Origin of the sequence: Affinundibacterium danionis, from assembly GCF_042432465.1 — a bacterium.
GTDB classification, from domain to species: Bacteria; Pseudomonadota; Gammaproteobacteria; order Burkholderiales; family Burkholderiaceae_D; genus Undibacterium; species Undibacterium danionis.
Window position 1 is genome coordinate 1 of record NZ_JBHLXJ010000032.1, and the last position, 25,623, is coordinate 25,623.

The 25,623-nt window shown below is 40.6% G+C and carries 20 protein-coding genes and 1 pseudogene; 12 read left to right on the plus strand and 9 right to left on the minus strand.

The window, feature by feature from the left end; translation table 11 throughout:
* Nucleotides 1-159: 159 nt before the first annotated feature.
* Nucleotides 160-999 (minus strand): hypothetical protein, encoded by an 840-nt coding sequence (locus ACFFJH_RS18270; RefSeq protein ID WP_390214425.1) that lies wholly within the window; start codon nucleotides 997-999, stop codon nucleotides 160-162.
* On the minus strand, nucleotides 989-1,204 hold the full coding sequence (locus tag ACFFJH_RS18275; RefSeq protein WP_390214426.1) for a hypothetical protein: 216 nt from the start codon (nucleotides 1,202-1,204) through the stop codon (nucleotides 989-991). The genes ACFFJH_RS18270 and ACFFJH_RS18275 overlap by 11 nt, the downstream gene beginning before the upstream one ends.
* A 158-nt stretch (nucleotides 1,205-1,362) precedes the next feature.
* Here ACFFJH_RS18275 and ACFFJH_RS18280 point away from each other — a divergent pair, with 158 nt between their 5' ends.
* The 4 genes from ACFFJH_RS18280 (at nucleotide 1,363) to ACFFJH_RS18295 (ending at nucleotide 6,659) form a co-directional block, all read left to right on the plus strand.
* A complete protein-coding gene (locus ACFFJH_RS18280) occupies nucleotides 1,363-2,739 on the plus strand; it encodes an Ig-like domain-containing domain (protein WP_390214481.1) in 1,377 nt (458 codons plus the stop codon).
* 165 nt (nucleotides 2,740-2,904) lie between these two features.
* Nucleotides 2,905-3,906 (plus strand): helix-turn-helix domain-containing protein, encoded by a 1,002-nt coding sequence (locus ACFFJH_RS18285; RefSeq protein ID WP_390214427.1) that lies wholly within the window; start codon nucleotides 2,905-2,907, stop codon nucleotides 3,904-3,906.
* 246 nt (nucleotides 3,907-4,152) lie between these two features.
* Nucleotides 4,153-5,055: a GNAT family N-acetyltransferase gene (locus tag ACFFJH_RS18290; RefSeq protein WP_390214429.1), complete on the plus strand. Its 903-nt coding sequence runs from the start codon at nucleotides 4,153-4,155 to the stop codon at nucleotides 5,053-5,055.
* 98 nt (nucleotides 5,056-5,153) lie between these two features.
* Nucleotides 5,154-6,659 carry a peptide MFS transporter gene (locus ACFFJH_RS18295; RefSeq protein ID WP_390214431.1) on the plus strand — a complete coding sequence of 502 codons (1,506 nt, stop codon included), beginning with the start codon at nucleotides 5,154-5,156 and terminating at the stop codon, nucleotides 6,657-6,659.
* Nucleotides 6,660-7,213: 554 nt separating this feature from the next.
* Here the strand turns inward: ACFFJH_RS18295 and ACFFJH_RS18300 are convergent.
* From ACFFJH_RS18300 to ACFFJH_RS18315, 4 genes are all read right to left on the minus strand, one after another.
* Nucleotides 7,214-8,908 carry a diguanylate cyclase domain-containing protein gene (locus ACFFJH_RS18300; protein ID WP_390214433.1) on the minus strand — a complete coding sequence of 565 codons (1,695 nt, stop codon included), beginning with the start codon at nucleotides 8,906-8,908 and terminating at the stop codon, nucleotides 7,214-7,216.
* A 346-nt stretch (nucleotides 8,909-9,254) separates the two neighbouring features.
* Complete coding sequence (locus tag ACFFJH_RS18305; RefSeq protein ID WP_390214483.1) at nucleotides 9,255-9,509, minus strand: 4Fe-4S dicluster domain-containing protein; 255 nt, start codon at nucleotides 9,507-9,509, stop codon at nucleotides 9,255-9,257.
* 204 nt (nucleotides 9,510-9,713) lie between these two features.
* On the minus strand, nucleotides 9,714-10,169 hold the full coding sequence (locus tag ACFFJH_RS18310; protein WP_390214435.1) for a GNAT family N-acetyltransferase: 456 nt from the start codon (nucleotides 10,167-10,169) through the stop codon (nucleotides 9,714-9,716).
* Between the two features lie 74 nt (nucleotides 10,170-10,243).
* Nucleotides 10,244-13,093 (minus strand): TonB-dependent receptor domain-containing protein, encoded by a 2,850-nt coding sequence (locus ACFFJH_RS18315; protein WP_390214437.1) that lies wholly within the window; start codon nucleotides 13,091-13,093, stop codon nucleotides 10,244-10,246.
* A gap of 789 nt (nucleotides 13,094-13,882) precedes the next feature.
* On the opposite strand from ACFFJH_RS18315, the gene ACFFJH_RS18320 reads away from it, so the two are divergent.
* From ACFFJH_RS18320 to ACFFJH_RS18340, 5 genes are all read left to right on the plus strand, one after another.
* Nucleotides 13,883-14,710, plus strand: coding sequence for a phosphate/phosphite/phosphonate ABC transporter substrate-binding protein (locus ACFFJH_RS18320; protein ID WP_390214439.1), 828 nt, complete (start codon nucleotides 13,883-13,885; stop codon nucleotides 14,708-14,710).
* 904 nt (nucleotides 14,711-15,614) lie between these two features.
* A complete protein-coding gene (locus tag ACFFJH_RS18325; RefSeq protein ID WP_390214441.1) occupies nucleotides 15,615-17,159 on the plus strand; it encodes a methyl-accepting chemotaxis protein in 1,545 nt (514 codons plus the stop codon).
* A 351-nt stretch (nucleotides 17,160-17,510) separates the two neighbouring features.
* Nucleotides 17,511-18,359: an alpha/beta hydrolase gene (locus ACFFJH_RS18330; RefSeq protein ID WP_390214443.1), complete on the plus strand. Its 849-nt coding sequence runs from the start codon at nucleotides 17,511-17,513 to the stop codon at nucleotides 18,357-18,359.
* Between the two features lie 338 nt (nucleotides 18,360-18,697).
* Nucleotides 18,698-19,039 (plus strand): hypothetical protein, encoded by a 342-nt coding sequence (locus ACFFJH_RS18335; protein WP_390214445.1) that lies wholly within the window; start codon nucleotides 18,698-18,700, stop codon nucleotides 19,037-19,039.
* Nucleotide 19,040: 1 nt separating this feature from the next.
* On the plus strand, nucleotides 19,041-19,454 hold the full coding sequence (locus ACFFJH_RS18340; RefSeq protein ID WP_390214447.1) for a hypothetical protein: 414 nt from the start codon (nucleotides 19,041-19,043) through the stop codon (nucleotides 19,452-19,454).
* 231 nt (nucleotides 19,455-19,685) lie between these two features.
* On the opposite strand, the gene ACFFJH_RS18345 is transcribed toward ACFFJH_RS18340, so the two are convergent.
* The 3 genes from ACFFJH_RS18345 to ACFFJH_RS18355 form a co-directional block, all read right to left on the minus strand.
* Complete coding sequence (locus ACFFJH_RS18345) at nucleotides 19,686-20,402, minus strand: hypothetical protein (RefSeq protein WP_390214449.1); 717 nt, start codon at nucleotides 20,400-20,402, stop codon at nucleotides 19,686-19,688.
* Nucleotides 20,399-21,070 carry a hypothetical protein gene (locus tag ACFFJH_RS18350; RefSeq protein ID WP_390214451.1) on the minus strand — a complete coding sequence of 224 codons (672 nt, stop codon included), beginning with the start codon at nucleotides 21,068-21,070 and terminating at the stop codon, nucleotides 20,399-20,401. The genes ACFFJH_RS18345 and ACFFJH_RS18350 overlap by 4 nt, the downstream gene beginning before the upstream one ends.
* Before the next feature lie 484 nt (nucleotides 21,071-21,554).
* Nucleotides 21,555-23,147, minus strand: coding sequence for an energy transducer TonB (locus ACFFJH_RS18355; protein ID WP_390214453.1), 1,593 nt, complete (start codon nucleotides 23,145-23,147; stop codon nucleotides 21,555-21,557).
* A gap of 155 nt (nucleotides 23,148-23,302) precedes the next feature.
* Between ACFFJH_RS18355 and ACFFJH_RS18360 the strand changes: the two are divergent.
* The 3 genes and pseudogenes from ACFFJH_RS18360 to ACFFJH_RS18370 all read left to right on the plus strand — a co-directional run.
* A pseudogene (locus ACFFJH_RS18360) lies at nucleotides 23,303-23,422 on the plus strand (helix-turn-helix domain-containing protein); the annotation flags it as partial.
* 427 nt (nucleotides 23,423-23,849) lie between these two features.
* Complete coding sequence (locus tag ACFFJH_RS18365; RefSeq protein ID WP_390214457.1) at nucleotides 23,850-24,485, plus strand: DUF6088 family protein; 636 nt, start codon at nucleotides 23,850-23,852, stop codon at nucleotides 24,483-24,485.
* Nucleotides 24,478-25,422 carry a nucleotidyl transferase AbiEii/AbiGii toxin family protein gene (locus ACFFJH_RS18370; protein WP_390214459.1) on the plus strand — a complete coding sequence of 315 codons (945 nt, stop codon included), beginning with the start codon at nucleotides 24,478-24,480 and terminating at the stop codon, nucleotides 25,420-25,422. Before ACFFJH_RS18365 ends, ACFFJH_RS18370 begins: the two co-directional genes overlap by 8 nt.
* Nucleotides 25,423-25,623: the final 201 nt, after the last annotated feature.

A 25,623-nucleotide genomic window follows, 5' to 3' on the forward strand; every position in this document is an offset into this window, starting at 1 on the left:
ACTCGTCGCTGGAAAACCAAAGATGATCGCTATCATTGCTTGTATGAGAAAGCTTCTTTCTTTGGCTTTCGCTATTTTAAAATCCAAGACCCCATTTAATCCCGAATTCGCTTGACGGACGAGACAGCATCTACATGGCTAAAATTTCTATACTTATTTTTATTGTTGACCTAAAGCTGGAGGAGACGCTGTAAGCTTCATTAGTTGAATTGTCGTATCAAATTCTGGATTATTTGCAAATTTACTTTTATTTGTCTTAAGCCGTCCGCAATTCATATTATCTATTGGGCCTGTACACCCCCAACTCTCTCCAGCAGGGTGAGAGAAAGTTATCGTATGAGTCTTAAATCGTTCAGACAAATAATACGCCATAGATTCATGGTTTTTATCTGATTTGGGGCGTCGTCTAGCATGAACATCGCCAGTGAAAATTATTAAGGTATGCTCTGGATAAAGCCTAGCGCGTAATTCAATGTTAAGCCCCATCAGTGCTTCTCGGTACCCGCTCCAGTATGACTCTTTCTTACTTAACTTGACTGGCCACGCTGATTCAGCACCATCATAAGCGAATATGGAAATGTCATATCCTTGTTTTCGTAGTTGCCTACAATTTTCGATGATCATAAATATTGCATGGCTTGCGACACCAAAATTCCTCCCGTGCTCCCAAAATCGACTGTCGAATAAGTTTGATTTATCGATTGAGTCGCCGTCAGATTGAAGGTAAGAATTAATTCTTACCTGTTCAGATGCTCCGATTTCTAAACCTATAAGCACTTGCTTGCCACTGCTTACAAAATAGCATCCTAATTGAGAAAGATACTCAGGCATTTCAACCGTACCATGATTTTCACCAATTACTATGATGCGTGAATTTGAAACATTATCAGGAATAGCAATATTCGATTCACAATTATTTGAATTGGCGAATGCATTTGTAGTCACTAAGTTGAAAACTAAGTAAAGAATTCCTAAAATAATACTTTTTTTATCTATCATGAGTAATTTCACTTTTAAACTTATTAAAGTCATCACTTAAATAATATTTACTTAAACTGATGATGGCGTCGCTGGGAACGGCAATACCTATTTTACGTGCAAAAAATTCAATTGTCTCTGATACTATTGGTAAAGTTGGGCGCACTGCTAAGTCTTCACGGAATTTATTACAATCTTCGTCGCTCCGGCTAATTGAATTGTTCATGAACTCCACATTATCTTCATAGGTATTTTGATCAAAATGGTTGCTGTACTCAGTCAATAGTTTGTAGCTAGCCTTATAGTTAAATGAGTATTTCCGATAAAATAAATCATAAATAATTGATTTTAAAGGATAAAAAACTTACATCAAAATAATATCGTATTGTTTCACTATCCAACGGTTCTACTAACGTAGCGACAGATACTCGGATAATCTTTCAAGTGACGGAGCCTCTGAGCAGCATAAAGACAATGATGTTCTGTGGGGCGAACAACACTGCGGTTCCAGTATCAAGTTGGACTAGCGGTAACTCAGTAACGGTTACACCTGTTTCACCATATCCAGCAAATTCTAACTGTACTCTGTTGATCGACAGTACGGACTCCAAAGACTTGGCAGGTAATCCATTTGCGCAGAACTGGTTAGTCACAAAGTTTACAACAGCAGGTACGGTGGTCATTTCACCAGACACTGGACCTACTAACCCAACTGGCGACACCACACCGCCTGTTTATCTTGGCGGCATATTTCCAGCAGATGGTGCAACTGATGTTGTGCCTAATACTGAGATTCAGTTTGATATGAGTGAGAAGGTTTCGAATGTCAGAGTGAACTATGTATGTACAGGCGGTACGAGTGGCAACGTCCAAGACAATGCGGCTGTCTATGATAAATCTACTTCGCGTGTAAAGTTCATGGTTGGCTCTGCCCTGCTGCCTTACGGCTCGACTTGCGTGGTAACTCTTTATGGTAACAACACTCAGGACTTGGCTGGTAACACGATGAAGGCGTATTCAACGGTCTTGACTACATTCAAAGTCAAAGCTAGAGCGTCAAGTGTTGTTTGTGATCAGACTGCTCCACGTACTAGCCCACCAGTGATGAACGGAACGCCATTGGTGGAAGTATGTAACGGAGTATTCGCTGACCCCGCAATTACGACTGCAGAATACGGAGAGGTCGCCAAAATCAGAACGTATGCGATGGATTCAATCAAAAAATTCTTTGGCACATCTAAGATTACAAACATTCCTGACATCATTGCTTGCAAGACCTCAGGGTGTTCGGTTTACTTCATGGATTGTTGCTACGGTGGTCGTGTCATGCCACAAGGTATGTCAACACAAAACGGATCCTTTTCTGCACCACGAGATACATTCGTTGTAGGTGATCCAAGTAGTAGTGGAAGTGAGTTCAACCGCTTGCTGATTTCTGCGCATGAATTAACCCACGTAGAGGTATTGGTTAGGCTTGGTAACGGTCGAGTACCAACTTGGTTCAACGAGGGACTAGCAACTTACATCGGTGGACATCCTGTTTGCGCACCGTTTACCCCCGGAGTTACTAAGCCTATAAAAGCACAGGCAGACTTAAAAGACCAAACGCAGTGGAAGATAGATGCTCCTCACTACTGCCAAGGTTCAGATGAAATTACAAGCTGGGTACAGAAGAATGGAAAGCAAGCACTGATTGACCTTTTGGATAAAGTGAAAAATGGTGCTGAGTTTTACTCGGTCTATGGAAACCTCATAAACTAGAAATTTCCACTCTTGTTGAATAACATCTGATAAAACACAGAAGTTCTAAAAGATTTTCTTTCACTGTGCAGTTTTCTTTGATCTTCCAGTTAACTTTCAACTAGTCGAGTGAGGTGAATTGGATTAGCATATTTATTAAGTGAATTTAATGAATTGAACAAGTTTATGCAGAGTGATTTTTCAATTGGTTCCACAGCATTGCAAAGATGGCTGAATGAAATTAATTTAGGGGCGAAGCCTTCAATGATATTACCTTCGCTGCCGCAATCGCGAGTATCACTTTTGCGCTGGCAGATTGATCACTATAGTTCAAAGATACATAAAGCAAGCCCGCTTGATAGTGAATACCGAGTGTCGTTATTACTGGCTCCGCTAACAGCCAGTATTTGGAAAAATGGTCAGCTTGATTGGACAGGCGAACTAGCGAGCGGGAGTTTTCGTATATGTGCGCCTGGTTCAGCAAGTGAATGGAGTCAAAATAGTAGTTGCGATATTGTGAACCTGTTTTTACCAAAACAATTGATTAATGCACTCTGCGAAGCACATGCCCAAGAGGCTTCATCGCTCGGGGTAAAAATTCAAGGGAAAATCACGAGCACATTGCAAACGCAAAAGGCATTGAAGAATTCTGAGCGATTTGTGAAACTTCCAGATACAGGCTATCGCCAAGATCGATTTGTTTTACATACTATTGAGCAACTTCTACACGCTCAATCTCTGCGAAGTAAACTTGCCAGGCTGTCCTGTGATTATCTTGCATTTTCCTTAGCCACCTATCTCGTTGCGAACTATAGTGAGGTAGGTTCATTTCCAAGCGTTAAAAGTGGGCGCATAAGTAGAAACTACGTTCGTTTGCAGACCGCTTTAGATTTTTTAGAACAAAATTTGAATGAGGAGCTCACGCTTTCGCAACTCGCAGCGTGCTCAAATATGAGTACCTCGCATTTCGTGCGAGAGTTTTCTGCATGTTTCGGAGAAACCCCTCACCGATATATTTTGAGGAAACGTCTTGATATTGCAAGAAAACGCCTGATAGAAACGCAAATACCAATCACGGAGTTAGCGATGGAGTTGGGTTTTCATGACGCAAGTCATTTATCGCGTGCTTTTAACCGTCAGTTTGGAAGCGCACCCAGTGAGTTTAGGCGAGTATATACCGCAAAATAAAGTAGATACTACAAGAGGTTACATAGAAAACTAATTGTAAATTTCGTCGATCATTGCTCGAACTAGGGGGCAAATAAGTAAACGTTGCAATTCAAGAATATACGACTGGTCCCTGAATGATGACGCTAATAGATGCTCTTTTTTTACAAGTAATAGCTGTATTTTACATGCGATAGACGAGCTATTTAAATACACTAATGGCTTTTCTTCGAAAACTCTTTCGGGATATTTGAAAAAGGAACTTGAATGTTTTCCAGCGAAAATCTTTATATGCGCGAACTTGAAGTTAGCGATGCATCTTTTATCTTAGAACTCTTGAATACGCAGGGTTTCTTAAGTTTCATTGGTGATCGCCAAGTACGCAATTTGAGTGATTCGCTGCGCTATATTCAGACGGTGAAAGAAAATGAAACGATTTCCTACTGGGTCGTCAATTTAAATCATACTGATCAAGCCATAGGTATCGTTAGCATGATTAAGCGAGAGTATCTTGCATTTCACGATATCGGTTTTGCTTTTCTTCCACGCTATAGTGGTATGGGGTATGCACGAGAAGCTAGTCATGCAATGTTAGAGCATGTGATCGACCAATGCCATGATCAACGTATTCTCGCAACTGTAATGCCAGAAAATATTAATTCGATCAAATTGCTGCAACGGCTGGGCTTACGATTCGAGGCCGTGCTGGAAGAAAAAAATGAATCGTCTAGCGAAATCTTGCACGTTTACTCAATCATGCGAGATGAACTTTTAATCAACCGACTTTCACGAAATTATTTTAAGCTATTTAGCAACCGTCACGGCGCCACACCAAAATTCGATGATTTAATGGCGATGTGCCAGCCATCAGTTTTGTTCAACAACAAAATCGGTGAACGTTTCAAGGCAACAAATCTTGAACAATTTATTCGCCCACGTCAGCAGATCCTAACTAATGGATATCTTAGTGATTTTGAAGAGTTTGAGCTAAGTAGTACAACTTCGATAGTTGGAAGTATCGCACAGCGTCAATGTGTTTATGGGAAACGTGGTGTATTAGACGGAAGAGCGTTTCAGCAACAAGGCGATAAATTAATACAGTTCATTAAAGAAGATGGCCAATGGAAAATTAATTCTGCCTTATGGGAAGATCATGTTACACATACATAGACAATACTCTTCATTTAGCGATTCGTCGACAGCTCATACCAAATCTCAAGCCATTTCACCAATATCAATCTAATCGAACTATTAGGACTGCACCTAAAATGTCTATCGAAGCAAACGCCAATCCGCTCCCCAATAAACCAGAATTTCGTCAACTGTGGGGGCATCCAAGTCCACTCTGGATGTTATTCATGACGGAGTTTTGGGAGCGCTTTGCTTTTTATGGAATTCGTTGGGCGCTAGTTTTATATATTGTTGCGCAGTTTCATGAGGGAGATCCATCAGGCCAAGCTTCCGCAAATTTTGTGTATGGATCTTATCTTGCCTTAGTGTATGCGACTGCTCTGATCGGAGGCTATATGGCGGATCGTATAATTGGCTGTCAACATGCTATTTTGCTTGGTGCTGTGATTATGGCGTCCGGCCTTTTTATGATTACATACCCAAATCCAAACGTATTCAAATTTGGTTTGGCGACAATTATTGTCGGGAATGGCTTGTTCAAACCAAACATCTCTAGCTTGGTTGGTAAGCTTTATCATGAGAATGATTCGCGTCGAGATATTGGATTCACAATTTTCTACATGGGAATCAATACTGGTGGTTTTATTGCCCCCTTATTTACCGGTTTGCTTGCAGAAAAAATCTTCGGAACCAGTCAAATGCCAGCCTATAAAGCAGTGTTCATCGCTGGAGGTTGTGGAATGCTGATGTGTTTACTGTGGTTCTCAATTGGACGTCGCCAATTAAAAGGCATCGGCGCACCGATGGTAAACGAAGGGCAGGCTAAGCGCGTGATGTCTGTACTAGCTGGCTCGTTATTGGTGATACCTGCGACTTACGGTTTACTGACCTGTAGCGCTAGCACTATACAGTGGTTGCTTGCAGCTATGTTCATTGCCCTTGCTATTGCACTTCTGGTGGAAGGTGCGCGCCTCGGTCGTGTCGCACGAGATCGTGTAATCGCAATGCTCACCATATTTGGATTCAATGTCGTTTTCTTTATGTTTTTCGAACAAGCAGGAAGTTCGTTTACTTTCTTAGCTAGTGAAATCGTCGATCGCAATTTAGGCGGATTCATTTTCCCAACAGGCTGGTTTCAAAGTGTGAATTCCTTGGTTATTGTCTTGATGGCTCCTCTGGTCGCTGCACTTTGGATTTTTCTTGCCAAACACCAACGTGAAGCGACAGTGCCACAAAAATTTGCATGCGGCCTATTTGGTAATGCGACGGCGTTCGCGTTGCTCATGTATGCACTTTCTTTTTTAGTCGACGAGCATAACAAGATTCCGTTTTGGACTTTGATCGCAGTTTATGCTTTGCAATCAATTGGTGAATTGTGCTTGTCGCCAATCGGCTTATCTATGGTCACCAAGTTGGCACCGCCACGTCTCGTTGGTTTGGGCATGGGAGGTTGGTTTTTATCAACCGGAATTGGTAATAATTTGTCTGGAATTTTTGCTGGCCATGTGAGCGGTGATAAAGGGATGTCTATTTCATCAGCACTAAACGGCTATTCATTCGGTTTTTACTCGTTGCTAGGCGCTAGCATACTTTTATTTTTATTCGCACCATTAATTCAAAAATGGATGCACGGAGTGAAGTAATATTTGTATCAAACAAGTTTGATTAGACTGTAAGTGAGAAATTTTAGAAGTGATTTTTTCCAACTGAATTGGTAGAGGTCCACAGCGTTTAACAGCTTGGATTACCATTAACTTAATCGCCTTAGACAGCAAATAAAGAAATTTAATGTATTCACTTAACGCGACAATTGTATTGACTCGTGTCGTTTTCGTGTGAAGCGCTAGTCAAATCGGATCAGGCGCAGCAAAATACGATTAAATGAGAACATACGAGATCCCAATATGTGTGTATTAATTCTTTTCGACTCAGGTAAGCACTAAACAATTTCTGAGTTAGTGAAATACACATTATCAAAAACGTGAGATTGAGTTGTAATAATTGATTTTTGTTCGAGTTAAAAATCGAAACGTCGAGTTGTTGTCCAATCTGAGAATATAATACTGTGTCCACTTTTAGTAGAATGGGAAAGAACCTGATCGAGTCGGTTATCTTTTTGGATGGCGATAAAACTTTGTGCGCTTTGCTAAAGTGCTAGTAGCCACACTTCATGACTCGACTGATTCACACAGAGAAGCTATTTCTTTTGTTCCTTGTGTTGTGATCCGAGTGCTGATTCGGAGAACCCGATACCAAAAGCATCACCGCTTCCAAGTTCTACTCCTAGTTCACGAAACGCTGATAACTCCTCGCAGCAATTGATATTGTTGGCGATGACCAATGAACTCATTGATTTAGCAAGTGCAATTAGGCAGCAAATTGTTCGATAGGATTCAGCGTCATGTTCATGAATTTGGTGTTTAGATTGATACAAATGGCAGTGGGTTATTGGTATTGAGCTCAACGCGCGAATAGAAGTGATGTCCTTTCCAAATTCTCGCACCCCTATTTGAATTCCTAGACTAAGGATACCTTTTAGTTGAGACTCAGTGTGATCTGCATTTTTAATTAGACTCGCCTCACAGATTTCAATAAGAAGTTTCCCAGCAACGTGTTTCGAAAAACCAATTAGCTTTCGCAATGTTTGCTCGATATTTTCTTGGCGAATGTACTCGTACGAGACTGGAACAATAATCTTATATGGGAGCTGTTGTATATTTTTCTGTTTTTTTAGATCTTTAATGACGCGCTCTAATAATGCATTCTCGAATCTGAGGCTTAGTTCGCCGCCATTCTTTTTATTTGAGTTTTGGATGCATTCACTTTTTTTGATGCCAATACTTTCTGAGTCAATTGAAGCCTCAATTCCGTATAGTGCATGGTCTAGTATGAACCAAACCGGTCTATACGAAATACGAAAATCGTCATACGAGAAGTCAATCAAGTTCGTCTTGCTTGTGGCCTCTCTGCTATCTATTTTGTAAGGGAGGCAATGAAAGAAAGTGTATTGCCCTTTGCCAGCAACTTTTGATGCATACATTGCTTGGTCTGCGAAATTAAGAAGCTCCATAGGTTCGACAGTATCGTTCGGGAATCGTGAAATTCCGATGCTGACACTAACATGGATGATGCAACCTTTTAGTTGGTAGGGAGTTTTAAAGCTGCTAACGATTGACTGGCAAATTCGATCTAAGTTACATGGATTCTTAGTTTTAAGCTCGATAAGAATTGCAAATTCATCGCCGCCTAACCTTGCCACAGTGTCACCTTGCCGCACACAACTAAGCAGCCGTTGTGCCACTTCTTGCAAGATCATATCTCCAGTCGCATGCCCAAAATGATCGTTTATTTTTTTGAAACCATCAACATCGATATACAAGACTCCGGCTTCACATTGTTGGCGGCTCGCTCGATTTATAAGATGCTTTAGGCGATCGACAAATAGAAGTCTATTTGGAAGTCCAGTCAAAGAATCATGGCTTGCTTTGAATGCTAATACTTCGCATGATTGCTCAATGGTAGTAATATCAGAAAAAATCGAGACGTAGTAATTCGGGTGTCCATGTGTACTTTTAATCGAAATGATGGTTTGCCATACTGGAAATTGTTTGCCATCTTTTCTTAGATTCCAAATTTCACCTTCCCAAAAGCTATGTTCGTGGAGGCTATCCCAAATAGATTTATAGAATATGCTATTATGCCGACCAGATTTTAGGATGCGAGGGTTCCTCCCTAATACCTCATTTTCCGAATAGCTAGTAATTCGTTCAAAGGCTGGATTGACGCAGATAATATTTCGATTATTGTCAGTTATGAAGATACCATTCGCGGTTTGGTTGAATATATCTGCAGCTAACTTGATGAAGTTACGTGGTGGAAGTTTGCGACTCATTTGCATCCTAGCTTCTTATTTTTAGCAGCATCGTACTCATGATAAACAGCAAGACCTGTATCATTCAGAGTGATATTTCGTTGTGTGTTTTAGAAAATAGTTTTTTTTGAGGATATTTGTTGTCTCGTAAACGAGTATTTGCTCATGCTATTTTAGATTTTTCGTCGTGCTTTTGCTGTGCTTAATTCTCGAGAAAAATTGCCGAAAACCGTGCCGTCAGCTAATTGAAATCTGACCGTAATTTTGAAAAAATAAAAATATAGTTAAATGAACTTAAAGCCGTTGAGATGCCTGCATGGTGAAGTACATCAAATGACGAGATTTGGGTGGTAACGTAATCAAGAAATCAGTTCTCTGAATAGCGTACAAGAGTAACTGCATGTTCAGGACAAGCAACAACACATTGGCCACACGCCAAACAGGCATCGGGGTGCTGCACTATCGCCTGTTTACCTCCATGCACCCAAGCTTTGATACGGCCTTTAAAGCTTAATTGAGCATAGTCATCACGGGCAAGTTGTCCCATAGTGAATACGTTTTCAGGGCAAAGTTCTATGCACGGCCCCTTTCCCTCACAACGATTAGGGTCAACCATTGGCATAAGTTTTTTGGGAGGATGTTTGCAGGCGTTATTGTTCAATTAAGGCTCCATAAGCATTCATTTGCTGATGTTGATACAGAAAATGCGTAAATTTGATAACGTAAATTATTTCATGAGAAAGTCTTGAGTCTCGCTCGAGCTTTTTGATCGTCGAAAATCAATCTGCTGATTTTGACTTGACGTTTGAATGGTGGCAAAAAATATTTATTTGGTATAAGACATTTGAAGCCTGATCCGATAGTTTTTCTCGATTACTTGGTCAACACCCAATATCTTAAAGCCGTAACGTTCAAAAAATCTCGCGTTAGACATTCCAGTTTCAAGTCTAATTTCTTCGATGCTGGGATCGTTAATCATTTGGTTTAATCGATACAAAAGTAACTTGCTTCCTATTCCCTTTTTATGGTGTTCAAAATCGACCATCCCCCAGCGAAGTGCGCCAATATTACCCATGACTGAATATCCACCACATCCTACGATAGAGTTCCTTAGAATGGCGACAAAGAACGGTGATGCAGGGTCTTTAATAAATCGATTAAATTCAATTTCGTCTATTTGTGAAAAGTAGAAGGGGGTATTGCTTTTGAAGATTTCAATACATTTATCCGCGTTTTCATCGCTGAATTTTCGAAATGTTATAGTTGATTTTACAGTAGGCATTTTACGAAATAGTAAATAAAAATATGAAAAAAAGGGCGCATTTGAAGCTGCGCCCCTTAGTCATAACTTAGTGGTTAGAAGCTAGTACCACCAGTAATGTAGAACTGGCGTCCAAGAGGACTCGCATATCTAGCGTCGTATCCAGCTTGGTTACCACCACCGGCTATTCGAATACTGAGCGGTGGCGCTTTGTTAAACATGTTACGAATTCCGAAGGTCAATACTAAGTTGCTATATTGCTTCATTTGTACTCTTGTTTGCCAGTCAAACGTGATAAATGAACGTACGTCTCTCGTTAATCCAGCAAATGTTGGGGGGAGACTACCGTCGCTATTTACTAGCTTTAAGGCATTATCGTCAGGTGTTAAAACCTGATCATGGTAGCCAGAACGATAGTTCATCACTAGTGTGTTTGTGTAAATATCGCTCGAAGTCAGGCTCGCTGCAAATTGAGAGATGACACGTGAAGTCACGTTATTGTAGGCATCAAATCTCCCGAGACTACTTTCTGTTGGCGATCCAGGTACATCGACTTCAGACTTTAGCATGAATGTTCCATTCCACTTCAAGTTCAATTTGCCGAGTTCGGTTTTCATCGAATACGTATTATCCCAATCAATACCTTGATATCTGGCGGCAGCTAAATTAAATGTTGGTAGTAAGGTCACCAATTTATTAGCTCCAATACCTTGGTCATATACGATCGAGAAATTATTGTTAAATTTCACTGGGTCCGCGAACGGAAATTGTTCTGGCAGTGTTGTCAATTGATCCTTCATTTTTACTGACCACAAATCTAAGCCGAGTGATAAGTTGCTAACCGGATCAAAACGAAAGCCAATTGTGTATTGTTTCGATGTTTCCGGTTTTAAGCCGCTTGGCCCACTCAAATTATTGCCACCCGTAAGTAAGTATTGCTGGGTAGTCCCTGTGCAATAAGCAGCACGTGGATCAGGTGATTTGACTGGACAAGGATAGGAACCTGACGTGTTTCCTGATTGAACAATCGGTGAGGTAATCGAGTCCATATTTGCCACTTTAAAACCCGTACCGTAGGACCCTCTAATCAATAAATTATCTATTGGGTTGAAGCGGAAGGCAAGTTTATAAGTCGCTTTTTTATTCGCATTGCCCTGTTCTGCTGGCGGCAATAATTTACCATTTGATGGATCGAATACCATATCATTGGTAACCGCAGTATAGGCATCGTAACGTGTTGCAGCAGTTACTTCTAAGGTTTTAGTCACAGGAATCATCCACTCTGCGGAAGCACCCCAATTACTTCGCTTGGCAGCAATTGGAAGATGATCTGCCGAATCTCCTAATGGCGTATCAGTGAAGTTTGGCTGTTGTGCATTTTGCCCTTGAGATATTGGACTCGGCATGAAATCGTAGCGTTGACGCGTATAGTCTGCGCTAATAGCTAATTGTGATGGGCCGCCAGGTGCTTCAAAAAGCTCATGACTTAGCGAGCCGCTGAATTTATCAAGCTTGACGTCAGTCTTATTCTCATTGGTATGTAGAATTGCTGGTGCTAATACCGCAGCAGAACTTCCTGATGGTCCAAACGGATTAAATTTTCCTGAGTTTACGATTTCATTATATTTATTCCTGCTGAGAAAGCCACCAACAAAGTTTGATTCTTGGCTATTTTCAGAATGTGTGAATGATGCAGAGTAATCGAAGCCGTTTGCCGTGCCGTTGGCACCAAAAGCCAAGTGCTTTGCATTGGTAATGTAGTCTCGAGCACGACCTCCAGCATCAGTAAAGCGTACGTTCATTGAGGCTGACTTCACATCTTCTGGCGCAACGCCGATTTTCGATAGGTAAGGAAGTACTTCGTTCGTATAGAGCGTGCTACCTAAAGGCATACTCAGTCGTTGAGCGCCAGGGGCATAACGTGCTGTTTGTGTAAACTTCGAAGCGACCGCTTCTGCAAACAGGTTCAGATTCGAGTTCACTTTAATATTGAGAGATGAAAAAAGACTGTCTCTTTCTGATTTTGGAATAAGTTGGACTGTAGACGCGTAGTCGAACCAACATGATTTATCTGTTGCAGTTCCAATGAACGAAGTGTTGGAGCCACAAGTACCTGTTTTGTAATAGCTAGGCGAGAAAATTTTTACTGTATTGTCTTTTAGGCTGAGGGTTGCGGAGGCAGGAGCGGTATTGGCGGCCAGTAAATAAGTCGAGTAGGTTTTTCCGCCTTCAGTAAAACGTTTCAATCCAGATTTCGCGAACTCGCGGTCTTTCGCATTGAGTTCATCTTGAGAGTCGTGAGCATAAGTCACTAAGAAATTATAACCATCTGTTTCTAAGTCGCCGAAGCCTTTGGACAATGTCACGCTTGAACTTTTCCCTCCTTTTTTACTTGGATGGTTCATGCCTGCTTCAAAGCGAAAATCTTGTTGATTTTTCTTTAGAATAAAGTTGATTACACCTGCAATCGCATCTGAACCATAAAGCGTTGACGCACCATCCGTAAGTATCTCGACACGCTCTACAGCACTCATTGGAATACTAGCCAGATTTACCGCACTACCTGAACCATACGACGCAAGACGTCGTCCATTCAATAACACTAGAGTATAGCCAGCACCAATGCTATGAATGGATGCATTTTGAACACCGCCACCACCGCCATTCACAGATTCAGAGGAAGTTGTAAACCCCTGCATTGACGACAAAGATTGAATTAACTCTTCCACGTTTTTTGCACCAGATTTTTGTATATCGGCGGCATTTAAGTTTTGCACTGGAAGTGCGCCTTCTTTAGCGATTCGCTTGATGGCGGAACCAGTAATTTCAATTCGTTGCACCGTCGCATCTTGCGCCATTACGGGAGCACATAATGATCCAGCCACGACAATAAATCCACCTGCGCATATCAATCGCACGGACTTTGATAATATTTTCTCAATCATGATTTTTCCTATAAATTTCTTAGCACGTTAAACAATTTAAATTGGGGGGAGGGATTCCATTGTTCAGACGTATTTGTTTTCAAATTACCACTTGCATAGTGTTTCAAATAGCAATGATGTGCTAATCAGGAGAGGCCAAGTTGCATCTTTGTGAGACGCCTGCGGCAAATATAAGAGAATGTCAATGTCGCTCATATATCAACAATTGCGCAATTTTCATTGCGCAATTAGCTTCACCTTTTTTTAGTATAAAAGGTAAACGCATGAAAATATATTTACTTCCGAAATTAAATATATTTGTATGATGTTAGCAACCTTGCACTTATTTGCATTGTTTTTTTATCACTATTTAAATATTAGTTACAAATGCAAAATTTAGTATTTTTTTATAAATTGACTCAATGAGAATTTACAACTGGTATTAATATCTATCTTTGCTTAATTATAAAAAATAACTTTTTATTTTTAATAAAATGTGAAGATATCCTTTGAGAATAATGACTCTCGCTATTAGCTATTTTTTTTGATTTATAAGTGGTATGCATATTTCGTCATTAAATTAAATTGAGTGTGTCTAGCAGGGTGACGTTCTTTAGCCGTATTATGTTATCGCCAAAACAATTAATGCTTGGCAAAGTAGCTTGTAAATTCTTGTTCTTGAAGTGAGCATATTGTTCAAAGTCGCATCCATCTCCCCCTATAAATGGATGCCTCTATGCAATTTGTCTTACTTTTTCTCCCGTCTAATTGACGGGAGTTTTTTATTTCAATTGGGTTTTAAAAGTCATTATGAGAATAATTAAGTTCTTCATCTGTACTGTTTATTTGCTTTTAGCAAATATTGCGCACGGGCAGCAAGCGCCCTTAGTTCTAGGGGTGCAGGAAGGTTCTGGTAGTAGTGGTGATTCGGAATACAGTGTAAATAAATACAAACCTTTCGCAGAACTTATTTCCAAATATTTAAAGCGAGAAGTAAAGGTAATGGGATTGTCTCCAGCTAGGCAATACAGCGAGTCCGAATTGAAATCAGTAGACGTTCTATTTTCTCGCCCTAGTTCGGTAAGTGGATTTGCAATGGTTAAGCTGGGATTTTTACCTGTAATTTCCTTTCAAACTAATGCCCCGACCAAAATTGTTTTAGTCGGTGAGCCGTTAGCAAAAAATTTACTTGATCCCAAGTCAAATCAGCGTTTCAGAGTAGTACTTCCAAGTGAGGGAGACTCCCATGATGTTGCCATCAATATGTTGACGCAAAGGCATATAAAACTAAGTGATGTTACTCTGCAAAAAGTTACTCTGCAGGGAACGATTCCATTTGCTCTAGAGAGCAAGCTTGCTGATATCGGCGTCTTAAAAAGTGATTCTTCAGTGATGCAAAGTTTGAAGGCAAACAAATTTGTTGTATTGGCCGAGAGCGAACCGCTTCCCCCTTGGGCATTATTGGCTTCTGGGAGGTTAGGTGCTGAATTTCAAGAAAAATTGAAACTCATCATGATGTCTATGAATGAGCACCCAGAGCAAAAAGCATACTTAAAAACGTTAAGAATTACAGGTTTAATCGACTTCAATGAAGCGGCATACCTCAATATGAATAAATTACATGTGTCATTAAAGTAATTTAATCTTTACGTGTTGTACACAAATAAAACTATCGATTTGAAGTATTTACATAGGACAGTTTTCATGAAGATCAATAGACAATGCCCTAAATGCGCATCGAAAGAAATTTCAATTATTCATAGCTCGTTTGGCACCTACAATAATATTAAAATTAGTGTATTTGAATCTGCTATGGTGTCTAGATTTATCTGTACTCAATGTGGATTTATGGAGCAGTATGTCGAAAATATTGACATACTAAAAAAATTGGAAAAAGAATCATTGTAATAATACATTTTAGAGTTCTGGTAACGTGAACGAGTTGGAGAAGATGGTTTGCTGCACGTGTATTAAATATACCGAGCACCTATTCTTCGGAAGTTTTTTTACTACGAAAAATCAAACATGTAAAACGAGACGACAGATTTTAAGAGTACTAAAATTAATTGATGTTAGCTCTGCTTCTGAATTGCTTAATTCCAGCGGGAACGTTGGATCTATAGGTGATCCTAAAGTCCATTTAATTTACGTTGTTAATTAATGTACTTAGTAAACGTTGGACAATCATAATATTAGCGCTGGGTTGCTGATATAGCAGAAGGGCGACAGATTGTTGGAGTCGTGACTTTACTTAATATGGACTAACTAGAGTTTATGATATTGGTTTTGATTTTTACTTTAGTTTTTGGCGGAAATTTCATGCAATATGAACTTTCATTATCGCCGCTTCATATTGGAGTGGAAAAGTACGTTGAACCACAAACGCGATTTCATTTATTAGATTCGGCTACCTATACTGTGAGGCTAAAAATAGACTAAATAGTTTTTTTGTATTTAGATACTGAATGCTATGTGGCTTGATAGACTCTGCAGTCTTTAACAAATAGAAAAATCGATTAAGCCATCAACCGACGAGGAAAATTTGAATTTCTTAAATCTTAAAATTGGCATGCGGCTTAGTATTGGTTTTGGTTTAATACTTGGATTATTGGTCACAATTTCGAGTGTGATGATCAATAAAATGGGGGTGCTCAACGCAAATACGAACACGTTAATTAGTCAAGATTGGGTGAAAGCAAAATTGGCGGGACAACTTTTAGATAATGTACGCGGAAGCATTACGAGAGTCACTCAGATTGTTGCAGTTGATGACCCACAGGAGGCCACAAAAGCTCAAGACCGATTGCTTGCGAACATCAATGGATTCAATGAAGCAATCGATAAGCTAGATGTTTTGTTAGAAACTCGCGACGGTAAAGAAATGCTGAAAGAGATTAAAGTTGCGCGAGATGCATATGCGACTTCAATTGGAAAAGTGTTAGCCCTAGTTCAAAATGGCAACCGTGAAGAGGCTGGCAAAATGGCTTTTAACTCGACTTACAATTCGTTGCAATCTTTCGCCAGTGAAGTACGCGATCTAAATGACTTATTACAAAAAACATTCGATGAGAAAGGCGCATCCAGTGAAACAATTTATGTGGGGACACGCAATCAAGTTTTGTTGATAAGTCTATTCGCTTCAATTGTTGGCGTTTGTTTTGGATGGTGGATCACTAGATCAATTACCAAACCGATAGATAAAGCTGTGAAGATTGCACAAAAAATAGCCGCAGGTGATTTGACTGCGAATATTGAGATTGATACTTCCGATGAGACTGGTCAATTGTTACAAGCCTTAAAAGAAATGAATGTCAGCTTAAATAATATTTGTAGCCAAGTGCGTAAAGGGACTGATGTCATAGCATCTGCATCGTACCAAATTGCGACTGGCAATATGGATTTATCCTCGCGAACTGAAGAGCAAGCAAGTTCACTTCAGGAGACCACTGCATCGATGGAGGAACTTGCTGAGACAGTCAAGCAGAACACTGGAAATACCATTCATGCAAATCGATTAGCAGACATTGCTTCCGATGTTGCAATCAAGGGAGGGGATGCTGTAGCGGAAGTGGTCGTCACAATGGATTCTATAGACACTTCAGCAAAAAAAATTGTCGATATTATCGATGTTATTAATAGTATAGCTTTTCAGACTAATATTTTGGCATTAAATGCGGCTGTCGAGGCAGCGAGGGCAGGTGAGCAAGGGCGTGGTTTCGCTGTCGTAGCTTCAGAAGTACGAAACTTAGCGCAGCGTTCAGCCTCTGCGGCAAAAGAAATCAAATTTCTCATTGACGAATCTGTGCAGAATGTCGGACTTGGCACCAAACTGGTTGAGCAAGCAGGTTCGAGAATGCGCGAAATTGTAGAAAGTGTGAAACGCGTTACAGAAGTGATGAGTGAAGTTTCCGCGGCTAGCCAAGAACAAATGCAGGGCATAGATCAAGTTACAATTGCAATTTCTCAAATTGATACGGTTACCCAAAAAAATGCAGCTTTAGTGGAAGAGGCGGCCGCAGCGGCGTCAACCATGCAAAATGAGTCGAGAAATTTGGCACGCGTGGTAAGTGTGTTTAAATTAATATGAATCCCACAGCAGTTGGTGGAGCAATTCTTGGGGTGAGATTTTGGTAGTTATTTAGTTCTGATAAGACGAAGTGGAATGTATTGAAACTCTTGGTGAGCTTCATTACTATGCGCTGAGGTTAAACCATTATCGTTTTGGCAGTGGGAGACATTCATCAAGGTTCTAAACTGATCGTCGTACTGCTGTACTGAAGACCGGAGGATGATAAGAATGAGCTTCTGGCAAAGTTATCATAAGTTAAGCCACAGTTAAAATTTATTTTTATAGGCCTAAAATTCCAGTGAATTAATCACATTAGAGTCTTTCCATCTCATCATTTATCACATGACTAAACATAGTTGAAGGACTACCATGCGTTTTTTATTTGCTTTAATTAGTATTTTCAGCCTAAGTGCTTGCCAGACCTATGTTGTTAGAGATTTAGATTTAATTCGCCCAGATTATTTGACAGGATATAAGACCAAAGAAGTTTTTGATGCAGAAAAACTCAACAAAACTTTGCCAGAAGCACGATTAAAAGAAGAAGTCATTAGCGCCAATCAAATGAACTCAGAAATAGTTCAAATTAAAGGTCTCAGTGTTGTGCTGCCCGAAGCCAAAACAACAGTCTTATACTTTGGCGGCAACTTAACCCATGTCGATGAAAATGCGCCTCATTTAAGCAAGATTGCTGCTTCTTGCCCGGTCAATTTTGCTACCTTCGACTATCGAGGTTATGGACGTAGTAATGGTCAACCGGATGCACTTGTTTTAAAAGACGATTCCTTACGAATCTATGATCATGTTCGTGCGAAAATCTCCGGGAAATTAGTTGTGCATGGATTTTCTTTAGGTAGTTTTATGGCGGCCTATATTGCGGCTAACCGTTCCGTGGACGGCTTGGTATTAGAAGGGAGTAGTACCTATCCTGATGAATTGGTAAATGCGCAAATACCTTGGTACTTCAAGCCTTTTGTTACAGTGACGGTTTCCGACAACTTAAAAACCATCAGCAATACACAAGCAGTATCTAACTTTGTTGGAAAGGTACTCGTCATCACCGGCGAAAAAGATACTTCCACTCCAGCTTATTTAGGGCGCGCATTGTTTGAAAGTATTCCTAGCCAAGAGAAAGAATACATCATGGTTCCAAATGGAACGCACAATAATCTGATGAGCAATCCACAAGTTCAGGTCAGTTATTGTAAGTTAGTTCAGTAAGTGATGTGGTCTCAATAAAGAAGTAGACGAAAAACATAAAGCCAGAAATTGTGTTGCGTTTTCACAAAGTTATTTTCAATGAAATTAATTTGTGTCCCATGTTAACATATAGCTGTGGCGTGCAATGCGCCGCAGCAGCCAACGCCAATCAATATTAACGCAAGCATTTTCATCAGGCTTTCCTAGCTTGGCTTCACGGTTTGCGCCTCTGATTCGGCAAACGCTGCTTCCTTTTACCTCCCTAAAGACGTACTGTAATTGTTCGCTGAAAGCTAAAACGCTACCAGTGAATTTTTGTCGTCTTCTTGCTTGGGATATCTACCTACACTGAGATAACAATGATGAAGAACGATACCAACACAAATCCAAATACGCCAGCGATTAAGGCGCATGATGTTCAGAAAAAAGCGCCACTATTTTCTTGTGGCACGGTTGTGGCAACCCCAGCGGTCATAACGCATTTTAGCGAGAATAATATTGAAATTGAGCCGTATTTAGTTCAACGTCATTTGCAAAGCGATTGGGGTGATGTTCCACCAGAAGACGCAATAGCCAATGACTTAGCAGTAGAGAACGGGCTTCGCATATTGTCTGCGTATGTCGCTGCTAATAGACGATTCTGGATAATCACAGAAGCGGATCGCAGTGTCACTACGTTCCTGTTTCCCGAGGAATACTGATATGTGCGCGAAACGAGCATCACAAAAGAGCGGTAACGCCATCGCGTCAATGCAGACTTTGCGACCGATACGCGATTTGCTTTTGCAACTACCACATTTGACGCTGACTGCTGAATTGGAGATTGATTACCTTGCTGCGAATCCAGCATTACTTTTACAGATCGCAAATAACGGAGATGTCGTAATGCGCACCGTTAACTTAGGCATATCTGCTATCGGTATTTTATTAGCCAATTCCGCGCCCGAGATTGAAACACGTGAAATATCCGGTGATGCAACGGAAGCCATCGGATGGCTGATAGGGGAGTTAGGTGAGTTAGCGGCAGTTGTTCACTTCATCGCAGCAGCCTGCCGAAGGTCGATTGTGGATTATGTTCCTAGCACTGTTGAGTGTGTCCCTAATGCCAAACCATGATCTGACCAAAAGCAAAAAAGCGGCGAGAATATTCGTCGCTTTTTTTACGCCGTGTCAGCTATCGAAAAGCCACCATTATCGATAGTCAGCAATACGAAAAAATCAAAAACTCGTCGTCAATTTAATTGGCGGAATGATTCAGTAACGGTAAATTTCATTTATTCATCTTCGATTTTCATTGACAAGAAAAGTAGTATGAATAATTCCAGATAAAATTTGTACACCGGTAAATTATCCTACGCGTATAGTGTAGCTTGACTGGAAACTCCCTGTGGTGATAATTTCAGCTTCAAATGTATAAGTTGATGAGTTATCTAGAAACATAAATTTTCCGGGAATGCGAACAGATTTTTTTGGCCAAATGCAGAGCGTTTCGGGCGTCCTCATTCCTTGAGAGTTTATGTCTCGATAAGAAAGGAATGCACTAAAACTTTCTCCTGCTTTGGCAGATGTAAACACATGCAACCCTGCTTGAAATCCATATACAGGGTTATCAGTTTGTACTGTGCAAAATACATCACTGTTGCCACAACAAGTAACTGGTGAAATATGATCTTTAAGGTCATAAGTTGCGATTTGATGTGTGCCATTGACGTCACGATTCAGTTTGATAAATCCACCAGACTCGACAAGGACTCTGGCGATCCAATGGTAGTCTCCTGGAGGGAGCATGATGCTCGAACCGACCGCAAGGAAACCAAATTCTGCTGTGTCATTGCCTCCAAGAGCACTACTTAAAATGATTTCTCTACCCGGTGTTGCCTGGTTCTGTAATACCAATTCAAAGTGGGCTAATTTACTTGAATCACAGGAAGTAGATGCCTGAATGGTTACCCTTTGGCGGTCTAGTAGAACGAATCCAGCACTATCTTGTGCGACCAATGTGCTATTCGTCCATTTAGGAACTTTTGAGATCGAATGTTTTGTTGACCGTATGTCTTGACTCATACCACCTCAAAAATGATGTTGCGTTCAATTGGCGATATAATATTTGTCTCTACAATAAAAGTGGCTCGATATCGAAATCCATCTTTTGGATAGAAATAGCAAACTTCGGTCGCTAAATCACCGTCAAAAGTTGCAGAGCTTAAAGAAACTTCAAGGCTGAATAGTTCGTTATAGTTTGTATTTCCATGGGATTCTGAGAACTCGTAAAGTTTGAGAAGACCTCTTACCGAGTCTAAGGGCGTCATTCTCAGTTTCTTGATATATCCCTGAACGAGGGTTTTTTTGTTTCCAGTATTGCCAAATACAGTATTTAGTTCCCCCCAGCCTTTTGTTTCGTAGCGTTTCTGAGATTCTATAACCGCGATGTCCTCGCTCATCGAGCATTCAACTAAATCAATCCCACTAAATTCGCCTTGGAAAGTATATTTTCCAGGCTTAATTGATACAAGTGACTCACATTGAAATGAGGAACTGGTCGATGTATTAATACCAAATCCAACTTTGGATACGATGAGTGGTGAAGTTCCGACAGTACCATCATGCAGGTGAATACGAAAAAAAGAGTCAGGAGAAGCTTTGGCTCTTCCAACAAATTTGAAGATGTAAGGTTCCCTTTGCCTTGTCATTAAGAGACCACCAAGGGAAATATGGCCAGATTTCTTGCCCATTGGTTTTTTATCCTGCCATCAAAAGTGTTAGTTTGAAATTGAAATAATATACCTTTGTTAAGGTGAACTCAATACAGTAGGCCGGGGTCTACCATTAGCCACGGGTATTCATCAAAGCGCACTAAATACTCGTAAATTACCGTGATAAAAATTCCTCGTAATGTCATCACACATAGATTTCAAATGTGCCGTCATGCGTTTTGTTTTCATATGTGGTTGCGTGGATCGTACCAATCACCCATGTAGGTCTAGCGAAAATGGTGTTACTGTTTTCGATCAAAGGATAATTGGGTCAGGTTAAATTAAATATTGTCTAGGCTGGGCTCGAATTTGTGCCTGCACTTTGTTTGAGGCGGGCAATGAAAACGACGCTTGTGGGAAGTTAAAAGGGGGGCATCGAATATTTCTTATTCTATGTCGCCCCGTTTGTTTCTTTCTGACATGCCGAAATCTAAAATCGAACCTGATCTGAGTTTCTGTTGATTTACTCGTGTATGCATTTCCCGCGAATTTCAACGCCGTTAAAAGTTACTTCTTTAGGAACAGCGCCATGAAAACAAGCGAACCAATGAACTCTAAGTCCACCATTGGTATGTTCAGAATCTGAATCTAATGCTTTTATAGTTAGAGCACCAATCTGTGGTTTTTTCGCCATATCTCCTTCACAATCAAAAAGTTCACCCCAAGAATTCTTTTTTGGCTTGTATACGCAGTAAGTGTATGTAACTTTTTCGTTGCAGCTGTTTTTGAATCCACCATACAGACGCAGATTTGGATCAAGTGAAACACAATGATTCGCCAATGCAAGTGGATCGTGCAAATACTGTACTTTTGATTTTGGCGCTTTTTTATATTCAGGTCTTGAATCATCGACGGTTTTTGTTTTAACTTGGGGGGCTGATCCGTTATTCTCAGTCATTTTGAATCGGGATGAATGATCCGCTTTGGATTGCGTGGTCATTGAAATTGCTTTATTTGCAATCTCATCAGCTTCCTTGATGAGTTTTGGTGATAAAGGTGCATCAGCGATATATTTTTGTAAGAACTTTCCTGCGCATATGGCGGATCTAATTTCAGCTTTATCTTTCTCAATTAGTTGTGGCCTTGGTCTTTTCATTGTCCTTGCAGCTTCGTCTTGCAATACAAGACCTTGTTCGTCATTTTCAATTTCCTTAGAAAGACGCATCGTGGTAGTTGTCAAATCGGACTCGCCATTTAGAAAATGGTATGTATAAATTAATTTTTGTCTCATCCTTGATTCGAATCGATATCGTAATCCGTCAATTTGCTTTTGTACGTTGTAACAATCTTCAATTTGACAAAAATTTTTAACCGCACGAATTTCAGCGTCTAATTCAGACGCACAGACAGACTTTGCTCGATCATAAAAATATTTTTCGGTAGGATTTTCTAGCAAATTTTCGTTATTTTCATCAGTGCGTTTAATGTTGCCTTTTTCAAGTGGTCTGACTAGGGCGTGCTGCAATGGTTCAGCGCTCGTTATTGCTTTTGAAGTGTCAACTTGATTTTGTGCAAGACTTTTTGAGGAATCTGTTGTTACTCGATTTTTATCTCGTTCGTTTGTGAGGGCAGTTGAACTAATTGACTTTGTGGCTTTTGCTTGGTTCGTATCATCTTTTGAATTGCCTAACGGAGTGACTTCTGGTGTACTCTTAGTTGCAATGCTACCTTCTAAACTGAACACATAGGCAACTTTCAAAACGCTTGCAACTCGTTTTCCCTTTACAATTTGTGGGCTAAAAATGCAGGTTTCGAAGGCCTTCAATACTGCATTGTCGAGGTTTCTAAAGCCGCTTGATTTTAGGACAGTTATTTCCGTACTATTACCGTCCTGATCTAATGCGACTTCTACGGTAGTTGTGCCAGTTTCCTCATTTCGAAGTGACGATCTCGGATATTCAATTTTGCAGGTCGTAAAGTCTTGTTTTGCTGTATTGATTATCGGTTTTTTTTGAGCGAGTACAGGAGCTTCAAAATATAAAAGAGCAATAAGGAGAATCACGGTTGTGAAAAACTGATTATTGAACTTCGACTTACAAATTTCAATTTTTGACATAGATTGACCTTTTGATTGCGAATAAAACGACTTGGATTCGCTCATAAAAATACGGTGAGTTCTAGGATGAAGTGCAATTTATGAACGGTAGAGGTTAATGGAGACAAGATGCAATAGCATTTGTGCTTTTTTGACTGGCCAGTCGAAATTGCATAATGAACTGCATACATCTCACTCAAATAGAACGATACCAGATTTACGTATTAAGAAAAGCAGGACAAACACAAAGGCAGATTGTGAGCGTATTAGCGCGAAGTGAACCGACAATCAGCAGGTAATTGCGTCGTAACACAGGAGGTCGCGGATACCTGACACCTGCCGCTATTCCCGCTTCCTGTGCGACATACTTAGGTAGTCGCAGACCCAGCGAATTTCCCCATTTGCAGATGGTAATCATCATTTCCCTCACTAAAAATGTATAGCCAATGTTTATCAGTGAAATTGGTAAGACCCACGGAGATTTATATCTTTTTTGTGGGTTAAGTTGGGATGAGGAAGAGCCACTATCGTGACCAGCGCTCGCGAGCGAGGCTCTTTATGATCATTCTTTAAATTGTGTTTTAGACATTTATTGGCGTATTTGCGTTTTGCCTATGGCTGTCAATCGCTATAGCAAAAATCCCATTTAGAGCGGACGTTAAGGAAACTTCGCATACTTCAACAAAAAACACTAATAACAGCTATAATTTGCATGAAATATCAATGAGGATTCATTCAGTGGAACAATTAAATCCGACTTTAGAACGACCATTACGGCCAAAACAGGGTGCCTTGAAACAAGTGGCAAAGACTTTGCACGCTGGTAAGGTTTATCGTCGTGAGGATTTGGCGCAGGTTTCCAATGCAGTTGATCGGCATTTGAGCGAATTGGTTGCTGATGGCGCTTTGACTCGCTTGGCACAAGGGCTTTACTACGTACCTAAGAAATCGGTGTTTGGTGTACTTCCCCCAGACGATCATGAGCTGGTGACTGCTTTCTTGCGTGATAAGGATTTTTTGGTGTTCTCCCCATCAAGTTATAACGCTTTGGGAGTAGGAACTACGCAGCTTTATAACAAAACCATTGTCTACAATCACAAACGGCACGGCGTGTTTTCGTTTGGGAATCGTCAGTTTGATTTTCGAGTTAAGCCACGGTTTCCGAAAAAGCTTACCTCTGAATTTTTATTGGTTGATGTGATTAATAATTTGGATGAATTAGCAGAGGATAAGAACCAAGTGCTTCAAATGGTTGAGCGAAAACTATCCTTATTCGATCAAGCAAAGTTGAAACGTGCTGTTTCTGCTTTTGCTTCGGTCGCTACGAAGAAACGTTTTATGGGTTGGTTTCATGCTTAAGCTTTTGCATACTCGCGGAGATTTTAATGAGCTACTTTCCATTGTCGCGCAACAGCGCGGGATAGCGCCTGTGCTCGTTGAAAAAGACTATTGGATTATGCATTGCCTGTGGGGTTTGCAGCAGTCGCAATTCCAGTTCGAGTTAAAGGGCGGTACGTCATTATCGAAAGGCTTTGGCATTATCCATCGCTTTTCGGAAGATATTGATATTCGCATAGAACCGCCAACTGAGTTGCAAGTTAAAGCTGGACGTAATCATGACAAACCTGCGCATGTTGAATCCCGACGTGCTTATTATGATTGGCTCTCACAACATATTCGTATTTATGGAATTGAAACCGTTCAGCGCGATACTGCCTTTGATGATGAGAAAATGCGCAGTGCTGGAATACGCTTGCATTACCCCAATCGAGTCAGTCAGCAGAGCGGTGTTAAGGACGGCATTTTGTTGGAGTTGGGGTTTGACGATACCACCCCTAATCGCCCCGTCACCATCTCGTCCTGGGCTTATGATGCAGCGGTGAATGCGGGGGTAAGTATTCAAGATAATCGCGCAATCGACGTGCCTTGTTATCTCCCAACTTATACCTTCGTCGAGAAATTGCAGGCCGTATCGACCAAATACCGAATGCAAAAATCGGGGAAGGCATTTCCTGCAAATTTCATGCGCCACTACTATGACATCTATTGTTTGCTAGCGCTGCCTGAAATTCAAGAGTTCATCGGTACGCCAGACTACGAGGCCAGAAAGATTCAGCGTTTTCCCAAAGGCGATGAGCTGGTCGCTGCCAAAAATTCTGCCTTTCTTTTGGATGATCATGAGGAACGAGCAAGGTTTGAAAAGGAGTATCAAAAGACAGCTGCGCTGTATTACAACGGTCAGCCAGAATTAGAACAAATTCTTTCTCGTATTGGACAATTCATCGGCAAAATGTAAGCGGAGCTTCGCCTTAGAATTGTCACTGTTCAATCTACAGTTTACTTTCTCTAGCGTGTCTAGCCCTGTCACAGACATTCTGTTCGTTTGATGCTGTCAGCCTTAGTCAATCATCATCTGAAACCCGAGCAGATATTTCAGGCTTCATACTTTACCTTGCCGCTTTGGTGATAGATTCCAACGCGCTCACATCCAAACTAT

Bases quoted from the DNA above. Each gene is read 5' to 3' on its own strand.
- ACFFJH_RS18270 (WP_390214425.1), bottom strand. From the start codon at position 999: ATGATAGATAAAAAAAGTATTATTTTAGGAATTCTTTACTTAGTTTTC.
- ACFFJH_RS18275 (WP_390214426.1), bottom strand. From the start codon at position 1,204: ATGAACAATTCAATTAGCCGGAGCGACGAAGATTGTAATAAATTCCGT.
- ACFFJH_RS18285 (WP_390214427.1), top strand. From the start codon at position 2,905: ATGCAGAGTGATTTTTCAATTGGTTCCACAGCATTGCAAAGATGGCTG.
- ACFFJH_RS18290 (WP_390214429.1), top strand. From the start codon at position 4,153: ATGTTTTCCAGCGAAAATCTTTATATGCGCGAACTTGAAGTTAGCGAT.
- ACFFJH_RS18295 (WP_390214431.1), top strand. From the start codon at position 5,154: ATGTCTATCGAAGCAAACGCCAATCCGCTCCCCAATAAACCAGAATTT.
- ACFFJH_RS18300 (WP_390214433.1), bottom strand. From the start codon at position 8,908: ATGAGTCGCAAACTTCCACCACGTAACTTCATCAAGTTAGCTGCAGAT.
- ACFFJH_RS18305 (WP_390214483.1), bottom strand. From the start codon at position 9,509: ATGCCAATGGTTGACCCTAATCGTTGTGAGGGAAAGGGGCCGTGCATA.
- ACFFJH_RS18310 (WP_390214435.1), bottom strand. From the start codon at position 10,169: ATGCCTACTGTAAAATCAACTATAACATTTCGAAAATTCAGCGATGAA.
- ACFFJH_RS18315 (WP_390214437.1), bottom strand. From the start codon at position 13,093: ATGATTGAGAAAATATTATCAAAGTCCGTGCGATTGATATGCGCAGGT.
- ACFFJH_RS18320 (WP_390214439.1), top strand. From the start codon at position 13,883: ATGAGAATAATTAAGTTCTTCATCTGTACTGTTTATTTGCTTTTAGCA.
- ACFFJH_RS18330 (WP_390214443.1), top strand. From the start codon at position 17,511: ATGCGTTTTTTATTTGCTTTAATTAGTATTTTCAGCCTAAGTGCTTGC.
- ACFFJH_RS18335 (WP_390214445.1), top strand. From the start codon at position 18,698: ATGATGAAGAACGATACCAACACAAATCCAAATACGCCAGCGATTAAG.
- ACFFJH_RS18340 (WP_390214447.1), top strand. From the start codon at position 19,041: ATGTGCGCGAAACGAGCATCACAAAAGAGCGGTAACGCCATCGCGTCA.
- ACFFJH_RS18345 (WP_390214449.1), bottom strand. From the start codon at position 20,402: ATGAGTCAAGACATACGGTCAACAAAACATTCGATCTCAAAAGTTCCT.
- ACFFJH_RS18350 (WP_390214451.1), bottom strand. From the start codon at position 21,070: ATGGGCAAGAAATCTGGCCATATTTCCCTTGGTGGTCTCTTAATGACA.
- ACFFJH_RS18355 (WP_390214453.1), bottom strand. From the start codon at position 23,147: ATGTCAAAAATTGAAATTTGTAAGTCGAAGTTCAATAATCAGTTTTTC.
- ACFFJH_RS18365 (WP_390214457.1), top strand. From the start codon at position 23,850: ATGAGGATTCATTCAGTGGAACAATTAAATCCGACTTTAGAACGACCA.
- ACFFJH_RS18370 (WP_390214459.1), top strand. From the start codon at position 24,478: ATGCTTAAGCTTTTGCATACTCGCGGAGATTTTAATGAGCTACTTTCC.